The following is a 12216-nucleotide window of genomic DNA, read 5'->3' on the forward strand; positions in this document are numbered from 1 at the left end:
CATGGGCGCCGCCGAGCGGCTCTGGCACGCCAGCCCGCTCACCTACATCACCCTGCTCGCCGCGGTGGCGCTGTCCATCTTCCCGCTGTACTACATGTTCGTGATCGCCACGCGCACCAACGACGCGGTGGGCCAGACCCCGCCCCCGATCACCCCGGGCGGCGAGATCGGCTCGAACGTGGACCGCCTGGTCAACAACGAGGGCGCCGCCTTCATGACCGGCTTGGTGAACTCGGCCATCGTGGCGACCGTGGTGACGGTGTTCGTGGTCTTCTTCTCGTCGCTGGCCGGCTTCGCCTTCGCGAAGCTGCGCTTCCAGGGCCGCAACGGCCTGATGCTGGCGATTCTGATCACGATGATGGTGCCGACGCAGCTGGGCATCGTGCCGCTCTACCAGATGATGTACGAGTGGGACCTGCACAACAAGCTGCCGTCGGTGATCCTGCCGTTCCTGGTCAGCGGCTTCGGTGTGTTCATGATGCGCCAGTACGCCAGCCAGGCGGTGCCCGACGAGCTGATCGAGGCCGCCCGCATGGACGGCTGCAGCACGTTCCGCACCTACTGGAACGTGGTGCTGCCCGGCCTGCGGCCCGCGATCGCGGTGCTGGGCCTGTTCACCTTCATGGAGCAGTGGAACTCGTTCCTGTGGCCCCAGATCGCTCTGGGCGACCCGCTGAACCCGACCGTTCAGCTCTCCCTGCAGCGTCTCTCGCAGGGTTACTACAACGACTACTCCCAGGTGTTCGCGGGTACGCTGCTCAGTGTCGTGCCGTTGCTCGTGATCTTCATTATCTTCGGTCGCCAGATCATCGGCGGCATCATGGAAGGTGCAGTAAAAGCGTGACAACCCAGCAAGACCCACAGCTCGCCTCGCCGGCGGTGGCCTTCCCCCAGGACTTCCTGTGGGGCGCGGCCACGGCCTCCTACCAGATCGAGGGCGGCGCGTTCGAGGATGGGCGTACGGCGTCCATCTGGGACACCTTCAGCCGCACCCCCGGCAAGGTGCTCAACGGCGACAACGGCGACGTGGCCTGCGACCACTACCACCGCCGGGCCGACGACGTCCAGCTGATGTCGGACCTCGGCCTGCGGTCGTACCGCTTCTCCGTCGCCTGGCCGCGGGTGCAGCCGGGCGGCAGGGGACCGGCCAACCAGAAGGGTCTCGACTTCTACCGCGGCCTGGTGGACGACCTGCTCGGCCGGGGCATCGAGCCCTGGCTGACGCTCTACCACTGGGACCTGCCGCAGGAGCTGCAGGACGCGGGCGGCTGGCCGGCGCGCGACACCGCCTACCGGTTCGCCGAGTACGCGGGTCTGGTGCACGACGCCCTCGGCGACCGGGTGAGGTTCTGGACCACGCACAACGAGCCGTGGTGCAGCGCGTTCCTCGGGTACGGCTCCGGCGTGCACGCGCCGGGCGTCACCGACGGCGCGCAGGCCCTGGCGGCGGCGCACCACCTCAACCTCGGCCACGGCCTGGCCGTGCAGGCGATCCGGGCGGCGGTGCCGGACCGGCAGATGGGCATCACGCTCAACCTGCACTCTCTTAAGGCCGCGTCGGACTCCGCCGAGGACCGGGACGCCGAGCGCCGCATCGACGGCGTCGGCAACCGGGTCTTCCTTGACCCGATCTTCCGCGGGGAGTATCCGGCCGACCTGCTCGCCGACACGGCCGAGCTGACCGACTGGGGCTTCGTGCAGGACGGCGACCTGGCGATCATCAACCAGCCGCTGGACATGCTCGGGGTGAACTACTACACCCGGCAGGTCGTGGCGGGGCCGGCCGACGACGGTGCGCCGCAGTCGCACTGGCGGGCGGCGTCGGCGTGGCCGGGCAGCGGGCACGTCCGCTTCCTGACCCGCGAGCTGCCGGTGACCGAGATGGGCTGGGAGGTCGACCCCGACGGCCTGGTCGCGCTGCTCAAGCGCACGCACGAGGACTACGGCCCGATCCCGATGTACATCACCGAGAACGGCGCCGCCTACGACGACCGCGTGGCGGCCGACGGCTCGGTGCCGGATCCGGACCGCGTCGCCTACCTGGACGCCCATCTGAAGGCGTGCCACCAGGCGATGGCGGACGGGGTGCCTTTGCGGGGATACTTCGCGTGGTCGCTGCTGGACAACTACGAGTGGGCCTGGGGCTACTCGCGGCGGTTCGGCATCGTCCATGTCGACTATGACACCCAGGTACGCACGCCCAAGACCAGTGCACACTGGTACGCGGACGTGATCCGGCGCGGCGGGCTCGCCGCCTGACGGCACAGCGGACCCGGGGCCGGTGGCGACACCGGCCCCGGGTCCGCCCAGAACGAGGAGCAATCGATGACGACGCAGCGCACCAGGTCTGCGGGCCGGCCCACGCTGGACGAGGTGGCCGCGCTCGCGGGCGTGGGCCGGGGCACCGTGTCGCGTGTCGTCAACGGCTCGCCGCAGGTCAGCCCCGAGGCGCGCAGCGCCGTGCAGGAGGCGATCAAGGAGCTGGGCTACGTGCCCAACCGGGCCGCCCGCGCGCTGGTCACCCAGCGCACCGACTCGGTCGCGCTGGTCGTCTCGGAGTCGCAGGAGCGGGTCTTCGCCGAGCCGTTCTTCGCCGGCATCGTGCGCGGCATCAGCTCCGCGCTGTCCGACACCTCGCTGCAGCTGTGGCTGGCCATGGCGCAGACCCCCGCCGAGCGGCAGCGCGTCGAGAACCACCTCACCAGCCAGCACGTCGACGGCGTGCTGCTGGTCATGCTGCACGAGTCGGACAACCTGGTGCACCTGCTCAACCAGCGCGGCCTGCCCGCCGTGCTCGGCGGCCGTCCCGTGAGCGTCGACCAGAAGATCTCGTACGTCGACATGGACAACGTCAACGGCGCCCGCACCGCCGTGGAGTACCTGCTCTCCTCCGGCCGCAAGCGGGTGGCCACCATCGCCGGCCCGCAGGACCTCGGCGTGGGCGTGGACCGGCTGGTCGGCTACCGGGCCGCGGTGCAGACCGCCGCCGTCGAGCCGCTGATCGAGTTCGGCGACTTCTCCGAGTACAGCGGCGTCGAGGCGATGCGCCGGCTGCTGGCCCGCCGCCCGGACCTGGACGCCGTCTTCGTCGCGTCCGACCTGATGGCCGCCGGTGCGGTGCGCGCGCTGCGCGACGCCGGCCGCCGCATCCCCGAGGACGTCGCGGTGATCGGCTTCGAGGACTCCCCGGTCGCCCGGCAGACCGAACCGCCGCTGACCACCGTCTACCAGCCCGTCGAGGACATGGGCCGGCACATGGTCCGGCTGCTGCTCAGCCGTATCCGCGGCGAGGCCGAGCCCAGCCACATCCTCCTCGACACCCACCTCGTGCACCGCAACAGCGCCTGAGCCGTCCCACGGCTTGTTCACGCGTCGTCCGCTTGGTGGACACGCGTTGACGCCGGTTCGGCAAGTTGGGGAGGATATGAGTCCGCCCGCACGTCGGGCGGTGCTTTGTATCCATCATGATCGCTGGATGCGGCGTGGCTCGGCGAAGATGCCGCGCCGGTCGCCCCTGATCGGCGATCATGGGTGGGCCCGGGTGGCGGCAATGGCGGCGCCCTACCGGTGACAGCGGTGCTGAGCTGCGGGGACGCGGTGGAGAGATGGTTTCCCGCGGATACGGCACCGCAATGCGTACGAAACGGTAATAGGCGATGCTCGGACCGAGTTCCGGCACCCGCCGGACTGCCGTCGTGGAGAGGAGCCGCCATGCTGCTGAGGGTCAGAGTCGCCCTGCCCGACCGTCCCGGATCGCTGGGGCAGGTGGCCCGGACCCTGGGCGTCGCGGGTGCGGACATCGTGCAGGTGGTGGTGCTGGAGCGGCTGGGCGGCCGGGCCATCGACGACTTCACCGTGGTGTGGCCCGGTGGGGCGGGGGTCGAGCGGCTGCGGGCCGGGCTGAGCGCCATGCCGGGAGTACGCGTCGACGGCATCTGGCGCGCGATCGGCGCCCCAGTGGCGGGCGCGTTCGACGCCGAGCTGCTCACCCAGATCGCCGCCAACCCGGCCGAGGGCCTGGCCACGCTGGTCGACACGGTCCCGGCGCTGCTCGCCGCGGACTGGGCGATGGCGCTGCGGGTCCCCGCCGACTGGGCCGCGCGCGGTTCCGTCGGCATCGACGTGCGCCACGGCGCCGACGACATGGCGGTGCTCGGCGCGGTCCGCAAGCGTCCCGTGCCGCCGGTGCTCTACGCGAGCTGGCGGGCCCCGGAGCAGCTGGCGCTGCCGGAGGTCACCCCGCTGCGCGCCCGTTCCATGACCGGGCCGGACGGCACCCGCTACGCCCTGGCGCCGTTCGGGCGGGCGGGGCTGGTGCTGGTGGTGGCCCGGACGGTCGACGACGAGCTGCCGGTGGCCGCTTTCCACGCCACCGAGGTGGACCGGATCGCGCAGCTGGTGCGCGCGGCCGCGGTGATCGTCGGCGACCGGCTCGACGCCGCCGCCCAGACACCCGCTCCCCGGGCCGCCGAGGCGTCCTCGGAGGAGCCCGCATCTGCGCTCTGACCTGTGACGATGCGCTGATCCTGTGACCTCGGGCATAGTTAGATCTTGATAAGACCGTGTAACGGTCCCGAAACACGGCAGGCGCACGCTGATTCCTGTCGGTGCTCGCCCCCATCATGGGAGGGTCGGTGCCGGCAGGAAATGGAGCAGGTCATGGCGTTGTGGCGGGTGCGGGCGACCGTTGACGATCGCCCCGGGTTCCTCGCGGTGCTGACCGCGAGTCTGGCCCTGCGTTCGATCAACATCCTCGCGGTGCAGGTGCTCACCACCGAGGCGGGCGCCGTCGACGACTTCCTGGTGGACGCCCCCGACGCGATGACCGAGGACGAGCTGGTCGCCGCGATCGAGCGCGGCCGCGGGCGCGACGCCTGGGTGAGCCGCACGGACGCGTATGGGCTGGTCGACCCGCCGACGCACGCGCTGGGGCTGGCCGCCCGGCTCGCCGCCGACCCCGACGGCCTGCACGGCGCCCTGTCGGGGCTGCTCGGCGGCGCGCTGGTGCGCCGCGAGTCCGGCGGCGCCTCCGTCACCGGGCACAGCGACTCGACGATGCGCCTGGCCGACCCGTTCGGCGACGCGGGCGTGCTGGTGGTGACCCGGCTCGCCCCGGCCTTCACCCCGGCCGAGTTCGCCCGCGCGCAGGCGCTGGTCGAGGTGGCCCGCGCCGCGAACACGCGCCGCCTGGCGAGCGCGATCGTGCTGCTGCCGGACGGCTCGGAGGTCGCGTTCCGGCCGGCCGGCTCGGCCGACCTGTCCGCGGTCCACGACATGCACGCCCGGTGCGGCGAGCGCAGCCTCTACCTGCGCTACCTGGCCGGCACCCGGGGCCCGAGCCGGGCCCGGCTGTCCCGGCTGCTGACCCCCGCCAAGGGCTGCACGCTGATCGCCGAGGCCAGCGCGCCGGGCACCGGCGGCAACCGCGTCGTGGCCGTCGCGAACCTGATCGGCGAGGGCGAGACGGCGGAGGTCGCCCTGCTGGTCGAGGACGGCTGGCAGCGCCGCGGCATCGGCACCGCCCTGCTGCGGCGGCTGCTGGCGCTGGCCGGCCCGGCCGGTTTCCGGTCGGTCACCGTGCACACGCACTGCGAGAACGACGCGATGCTGCGTACGATGCGGCGCCTGCCGCACCCGGCGCGCACCGACCGTGACGGGTCGCTCATCAGCGCGACGATCGCCGTGCCGGAGCCTCATCCGGCGGTGTGAACGGGGTGAGCAGGACAGCGGCGAGATCAGACCCTCGGTAGGCGGTCGCACACATTGTGCGATGGCTATGTCGGGGGCCGGTCTTTGATTCACTCATGACAGTCCCTCACATACCTCCCACGGGATACCGTGACGCTCCGTTGACGGACTGGGACCCGGACCGGCCGGTCGACTTCGCCGAGGCCGAGGAGTTCCTGCGCACCTGCTACGCCGAGCTGCCCAAGCTCGGCCCGGTCGAGCCGCGGCTGGCCGTGGTGCGCGAGCAGATCGCCGCGCTGGGGACGTACACCCACACGCACGCCGAGCTGGTGCACGGCGCCCGCATGGCGTGGCGCAACGCCAGCCGCTGCATCGGCCGGGTGTACTGGCGCAGCCTCACCGTGCTGGACCGCCGCGCGCACCGGGACCCCGACCGCATCTACGGCGACCTGGTGAGCCACCTGCACATGGCCACCGGCGAGGGCGCGTCCCGCGGCCGGCTGCGGGCGGTCATCTCGATCTTCGAGCAGGCGGTGCCCGGCCGGCCGGTGACCCGGCTGTGGAACGACCAGCTCATCCGGTACGCCGGGCACCGCGACGGCGCCGAGATCGTCGGCGACCCGCAGTACGAGCAGTTCACGGCCGCCGTCACCCGGCTCGGCTGGACGGGCAAGGGCAGCGCGTTCGACCTGCTGCCGCTCGTGCTCCAGGTCGGCGACGCCGAGCCGCGCCTCTACGAGCTGCCCGAGTCCGCGGTGCTGGAGGTGCCGATCGCCCACCCGGAGTACGGCTGGTTCGCCGAGCTGGGCCTGCGCTGGCATGCGGTGCCCGCGATCGCGAACATGCGGCTGTCCATCGGCGGCGTCGACTACCCGCTCGCGCCGTTCTCCGGCTGGTACATGGGCACCGAAATCGGCGCGCGCAACCTCGCCGACGCGCGGCGCTACAACCAGATCCCGGTCATCGCGGCCCGGATGGGCCTGGACACGAGCAGCGAGTCGACGCTGTGGCGCGACCGGGCGCTGGTCGAGCTGAACCGGGCCGTGCTGTGGTCGTACGAGCGGGCGGGCGTGCGGGTGACCGACCACCACAGCGAGTCGCGCCTGTTTCTGACCCACATGGAGCGCGAGCGCCGCGCGGGCCGGGACACCCCGGCGGACTGGACCTGGATCGTGCCGCCGCTGTCCGGCGGCCTCACGCCGGTCTTCCACCGCTACTACACCGAGGCCGACCAGCGGCCGAACTTCTACCTCGACCGAGTCGCGCGCGACCTCTCGGCCACCGGCGCCCCGGCCGCGGTCCGCGTCACCCTGCCCACCCAGCGCGGCTCGGGCACGCACCGCACCGGCGCCCGCTGCCCCGTCACCGGCCAGACCGCCCCGATCCCGGACCTGTCCGTGGAGTTCCTGCCCGGCGACGCCCCGCCGCTCGCCGCCGACCTCCTCGACGCCACGGCCCTCGACGCCGACCTTCTCGACGCCACGGCCCTCGACCCCGACCTCCTCGACGCTACGGCCGTGGACGCCGCGGCCCTCGACCCCGACGGCCTGGACCCGGCCGTGCCGAACCCGGCGCGCATCGCGCCACCAGCCCAGGCAAACGGCACCCACTCCGACCCCGCCCCCACCGGTGCCCACCCCGTCGTCCGCGGCGCCGTCCCGGCCGGCAGCGCCCCCGCCCCGATCCCCGCCGAGCCCGTCCCGGCCCGCAAACGCGGCCTCCGCCGCCTCCTCGGCTGACCGTCTCGTCGGCGTACCCCCTCAAGATCTTGACGATCTTGCGCGAACTGTTAGGGATTTGCCCGATAGGGGCGTGTCGTCCCCACAGTCCGCGCAAGATCGCCGGGGGAGAGAGGGGAGAGAGAGGGGGTGGTGAGGGAGGGACTGGGAGTGTTCATCGGGGGTTTCGGTGGGGGACATCGGGGGGTGGGGGTGGGTCGGTAGCAACAGGGCATGCCCCTGCTGTCTGTTGTTGTTCCGGTGCACAACGTGGAGCGGTATCTGCGTGCGTGTCTGGAGTCGGTGCTGGTGGAGTCGAGCGCGGAGATCGAGGTGGTGGCGGTCGATGATCGGTCGCCGGACGGGAGTGCGGGGATTCTGCGGGAGTACGCCAGCCGTGATCCGCGGGTGCGGGTGGTGACGCTGGCGCAGAACGTGGGGCTGGGGCGGGCGCGTAATGCGGGGTTCGCGCTGGCGCGGGGGGAGTACGTGTGGTTCGTCGACAGTGACGACCGGCTCGCGGAGGGGGCCGTGGGGGCGGTGTGCGCGCGGCTGCGGGAGTTGCGGCCGGAGGTGCTGCTGGTCGATCACGACCGGGTGTACGAGGACGGGGCGGTCGAGCGCGACGCGTCGAGTCCGGTGCTGCGCGGGGTGGACGGCGTGGTGTCGCTGGACGAGCGGCCGGAGTTGCTGCGGCTGCAGCACACGGCTTGGAACAAGATCGTGGCGGCGGAGCTGATCCGCGCGCACGACCTGGTGTTTCCGGCGGGGTGGTACGAGGACTTTCCGTTCAGCCATCCGGTGCTGCTGGCGGCGGAGCGGATCGCGGTGCTGGACCGGGTCTGCTACCACTACCGGCGCGGGCGGGACGGGGCGATCACGACCTCGGTGAGTGCGCGTCACCTGGAGGCGGTGGAGCAGTACCGGGCGCTGTGGGCGGGGCTGGCGGCGCGCGGGCCGCGCTTTCGGCGGCATGACGGGCGGCTGTTCCGGCTCATGATCGATCACTGCCTGGCCGTCATGGGCAACGCCGACCGGCTGCCCAGCCGGGCGCGCCGCGACTTCTTCCGGCGGGTGGTGCTGCTCTACCGGGAGCACCGGCCGGCCGGTGGCTACCCGCGGCCGGGCTCGCTGGGCCGGATCAAACACGAGCTGATCCGGCTGGGCTGGTATCCGGCCTACGCGGCCCTGCGGTGGGCCTGGCGAAGCAGCCGCACGCTGCGCGAACGGCGTCGTGGCAACCCCTCGGCGGGTGCGGCGGCGGCGGTTCCGGCACCCCGTCGATCCGATCACTTCGATCGCCGCGAGGCTGCAATCGGTGCGGGCATGGACTATGGTCGGTGAACGCTGAACCCCCGCACCCCCAGGAGTTCGCATGCACCCCCGCATGGCGGTTTCCGCTGTCCTTGCCCTGATAGCGCTCGCAGCATGCGCCTCACCCGCGAAACCCTCGGCCGGGGGCACCGTGTCTCCGGCCGCGGTGTCGAGCACTCCGGCCACCCCTGAGCCGTCGCTGCTGACCCCCACGCCGACGCTGCAGCTCACGCCGTCGGCGCCCGCGCCGACCACCGCGCAGCCGCGGCCGCCGGCGCCCACCGTCCGGGCGATCAGCTGCACCGGGAGGATCGCCCAGAACCGGCCCGCCGCCACCGGCACCGGGCCCGGCGGCTCGGTCGTCAAGACGGGTAGCCCGGCCGTCGCGCTGACGTTCGACGACGGGCCGGACCCGATCAACACCCCCAAGATCCTCGACCAGCTGAAGCAGTGCGGCGTCAAGGCCACGTTCTGCCTGGTCGGCTTCCGGGCCCGGGACAATCCGGCCATGGTCGCCCGGATCGCGGCCGAGGGCCACACCCTCTGCAACCACTCCTGGCAGCACCTGTTCGACCTGGCCAAGCGGGACGACACGTACATCCGCCGGGACCTGCAGAAGACCAACGACGCCATCCACAAGGCCGCGCCCGGCGCGAAGATCTCCTACTTCCGGGCGCCCGGCGGCAACTTCACCGGCAAGCTGGTGAGCATCGCCCAGGACCTGGGGATGAAGTCGATCTACTGGCACGTCGACCCGCGTGACTGGGAGAGCTCGAAGTACGGCAAGGGCACGCCGATGGTGAACCACGTCATCGCCGCCGTCGAGCGGGACGTGCGGCCGGGCTCGATCATCCTGTCGCACGACAACGGCAAGCCGGACACGATCACCGCGTACCGGACGCTGCTGCCCTGGCTGAAGGCCCGCTACACGCTCATCGGCCTGCCGGAGCTGCCCGCCCCACCGGCCGTGCCACCGGTGCCGTCCCCGGCGCCCTCACCTGCTCCGCTGCCGTAGTCCTTTGCATGATCGAAGCTCCCGCCATGCCGGTTCGGCAGCATGGCGGGAGCTTCGATCATGAAGAGAGCGAGCCGTGCTCGACGCAGGAGGCGGTCCAGCCGGTGGGCACGACCTGGACCTTCATCCGGCGGCGGCAGTGCGTGCAGTAGCGCGGCGGCTCCAGCTCGCGGGCCGCGCGGCAGCCCGCGTGGGCGGCGGCGTCGGCCGGATCGGCCTGCCCGCAGCGGTCGCAGTACGTCCCCACGGCCGCGCTCACAGCGTCGCCGACAGCGCCTTGACCGGCATCTTGAGCTCCTGCAGCAGCTCCAGATCCGAGGTCGCGGGACGGCCCAGCGTGGTCAGGTAGTTGCCGACGATCACCGCGTTGATGCCGCCCAGCAGGCCCTCCCGGGTGCCGAGGTCGCCGAGGGTGATCTCGCGGCCGCCCGCGTACCGCAGGATGGTGCGCGGCAGCGCGAGCCGGAACGCGGCGATGGCGCGCAGCGCGTCCTTCGGGTCCATCACCGGCTGGTCGCCCAGCGGGGTGCCCGGCCGCGGGTTGAGGAAGTTCAGCGGGACCTCGTCCGGCTGCAGCTCGGCCAGCTGCGCGGCGAACTCGGCGCGCTGCTCCAGCGTCTCGCCCAGGCCGATGATGCCGCCGCAGCACACCTCCATGCCGGAGTCGCGCACCATCTTCAGCGTGCCCCAGCGCTCCTCCCAGGAGTGCGTGGTGACCACGTTCGGGAAGTACGACCGGCAGGTCTCCAGGTTGTGGTTGTAGCGGTGCACGCCCATGTCCACCAGGTCGTCGACCTGCTCCTGGCTCAGCATGCCGAGGCTGGCCGCGACGTTGATGTCGACGGCCTCCTTGATCGCCTTGACGCCGTCGCGCATCTGCTGCATCAGCTTGGCATCCGGGCCGCGCACGGCGGCCACGATGCAGAACTCGCTCGCGCCGGTCGCCGCGGTCTGCTGCGCCGCCTTGACCAGCGACGGGATGTCCAGCCACACGGAGCGTACGGGCGAGGAGAACAGCCCCGACTGCGAGCAGAAGTGGCAGTCCTCGGGGCAGCCGCCGGTCTTCAGCGAGACGATGCCCTCGACCTCGACCTCCGGGCCGCACCACCGCATGCGCACCTCGTGCGCGAGCTGGAGCGCGGCGGGGATGTGCTCGTCGGGCAGGCGCAGCACTTCGAGGATGTCGGCCTCCTCGAGGCCGAGCCCTTCCTCCAGGACACGGGTGCGGGCACGGTCGAGTACCGGTACTTCGCTGGTCGGCATGGGCGTACCCTACAACGCGGCCTGTTCGGGTCGGCCGAAGGCCGAGTGAGTACGTGAATGAGTTGAGCGATGGGCGACTGGCTGAGCACGCTGCGGCGCAAGGCGGAGCTGCGCGAACGCGCCGGCCTGCGCCGGGAGCTGCGCCCCCGCGCCGGTGACGACGCTCTCATCGACCTCGCCGGCAACGACTACCTGGGCCTGTCCCGGCACCCCGAGGTCCGTGCCGCCGCCGCGTCCGCGCTGGACGAGTACGGCCTCGGTGCGACCGGCTCCCGCCTGGTGCGCGGCAGCACCGACGCGCACACCGCGCTGGAGATCGCGCTCGCCGGCTGGCTCGGCGCCGAGCAGGCACTCGTCTACTCCAGCGGTTACCTCGCCAACCTCGGCGCGGTGCGCGCCCTGTGCGGGCCGCGCACGCTGCTCGTCTCCGACGCGCACTGCCACGCCTCGCTGATCGACGGCTGCCGCCTGGCCGGGGCCGAGACGGTCGTGTTCGCCCACGGTGACCCGGCCGACGCGGCCCGGGTGCTGGCCGCCCACCCCGGCCGCCCCGCAGTGGTGCTCACCGAGTCGGTGTTCTCCGTGGACGGCGACCTCGCCCCGCTGGCCGAGCTGCACGCCGCCGCCCGTGCACACGGCGCGCTGCTGCTGGTCGACGACGCGCACGGCCTCGGCGTGATCGGCCGGGCCGGGGCCGGTGGCGCGGTCGCCGCCGGGATCGCGGGCGAGCCCGACGTGATCGTCACCGCCACCCTGTCCAAGGCGCTGGGCGGGGCGGGCGGCGTGGTCGCCGGGCCGCAGGCGCTGATCAGGCACCTGGTCGACACCGGCCGCACGTTCATCTTCGACACCGCGCTGCCGCCCGCGATCACCGCCGGGGTCGGCGCCGCCCTGGAGCTGGCCCGCGCGGGCGACCCGCTGCGCGCGGTGCTGCACGAGCGCGCCGCCGCGATCCGCGACGTGTGCCGCGCCGCCGGGCTGGCGGTCACCGACCCGGCCGGTGGGGTGGTCTCGGTCGAGGCGCCGTCCGCCGAACACGCCTGGAGCTGGGCCGGTGCCTGCCGGGACAAGGGCGTGGCGGTAGGGTGCTTCCGCCCGCCGTCCACCCCCGACAGCCGCTCCCGGCTGCGGCTGACGGTCAACGCGGGCGTGCCCGCCGCCGACTTCGCGCGGGCGTTGGAGATCATCGTGGAGGTGCGGCCGTGACGGCGCTGACGG

Annotated in this window: 11 protein-coding genes; 9 read left to right on the forward strand and 2 right to left on the reverse strand. The window is 72.6% G+C overall.

Annotated features, from left to right (window positions below; genetic code table 11):
• The first annotated feature begins 1 nt into the window (after nt 1).
• From Cba03nite_RS26790 to Cba03nite_RS26825, 8 genes are all read left to right on the forward strand, one after another.
• On the forward strand, nt 2-844 hold the full coding sequence (locus Cba03nite_RS26790; RefSeq protein ID WP_239126041.1) for a carbohydrate ABC transporter permease: 843 nt from the start codon (nt 2-4) through the stop codon (nt 842-844).
• Nucleotides 841-2259: a GH1 family beta-glucosidase gene (locus Cba03nite_RS26795; protein WP_203751727.1), complete on the forward strand. Its 1419-nt coding sequence runs from the start codon at nt 841-843 to the stop codon at nt 2257-2259. Before Cba03nite_RS26790 ends, Cba03nite_RS26795 begins: the two co-directional genes overlap by 4 nt.
• 66 nt (nt 2260-2325) lie before the next feature.
• A complete protein-coding gene (locus Cba03nite_RS26800) occupies nt 2326-3348 on the forward strand; it encodes a LacI family DNA-binding transcriptional regulator (protein ID WP_203751728.1) in 1023 nt (340 codons plus the stop codon).
• A gap of 363 nt (nt 3349-3711) precedes the next feature.
• Nucleotides 3712-4506, forward strand: a complete 795-nt coding sequence (locus Cba03nite_RS26805) for an ACT domain-containing protein (protein ID WP_203751729.1) — start codon at nt 3712-3714, stop codon at nt 4504-4506.
• A 153-nt stretch (nt 4507-4659) separates the two neighbouring features.
• The gene (locus Cba03nite_RS26810; RefSeq protein ID WP_203751730.1) at nt 4660-5709 is read left to right on the forward strand and encodes a GNAT family N-acetyltransferase; all 1050 of its coding nucleotides are present in this window, start codon (nt 4660-4662) and stop codon (nt 5707-5709) included.
• 140 nt (nt 5710-5849) lie between these two features.
• Nucleotides 5850-7427 carry a nitric oxide synthase oxygenase gene (locus Cba03nite_RS26815; protein WP_239126026.1) on the forward strand — a complete coding sequence of 526 codons (1578 nt, stop codon included), beginning with the start codon at nt 5850-5852 and terminating at the stop codon, nt 7425-7427.
• A gap of 213 nt (nt 7428-7640) precedes the next feature.
• Entirely contained in the window at nt 7641-8750 is a 1110-nt protein-coding gene (locus Cba03nite_RS26820; protein ID WP_203751733.1) for a glycosyltransferase family 2 protein, read from the forward strand.
• 136 nt (nt 8751-8886) lie between these two features.
• A complete protein-coding gene (locus Cba03nite_RS26825) occupies nt 8887-9735 on the forward strand; it encodes a polysaccharide deacetylase family protein (protein ID WP_239126027.1) in 849 nt (282 codons plus the stop codon).
• A 58-nt stretch (nt 9736-9793) separates the two neighbouring features.
• Here Cba03nite_RS26825 and bsaP read toward each other — a convergent pair whose 3' ends face one another.
• Both bsaP and bioB read right to left on the reverse strand, forming a co-directional pair.
• The gene (gene bsaP, locus Cba03nite_RS26830) at nt 9794-9994 is read right to left on the reverse strand and encodes a biotin synthase auxiliary protein BsaP (RefSeq protein WP_203751735.1); all 201 of its coding nucleotides are present in this window, start codon (nt 9992-9994) and stop codon (nt 9794-9796) included.
• Entirely contained in the window at nt 9991-10998 is a 1008-nt protein-coding gene (bioB, locus tag Cba03nite_RS26835) for a biotin synthase BioB (protein ID WP_203751738.1), read from the reverse strand. Before bioB ends, bsaP begins: the two co-directional genes overlap by 4 nt.
• 69 nt (nt 10999-11067) lie before the next feature.
• On the opposite strand from bioB, the gene Cba03nite_RS26840 reads away from it, so the two are divergent.
• Nucleotides 11068-12204 (forward strand): 8-amino-7-oxononanoate synthase, encoded by a 1137-nt coding sequence (locus tag Cba03nite_RS26840; RefSeq protein ID WP_203751741.1) that lies wholly within the window; start codon nt 11068-11070, stop codon nt 12202-12204.
• The last annotated feature ends 12 nt before the right edge of the window (nt 12205-12216 follow it).

Origin of the sequence: Catellatospora bangladeshensis, assembly GCF_016862575.1 — a bacterium.
GTDB lineage: Bacteria > Actinomycetota > Actinomycetes > Mycobacteriales > Micromonosporaceae > Catellatospora > Catellatospora bangladeshensis.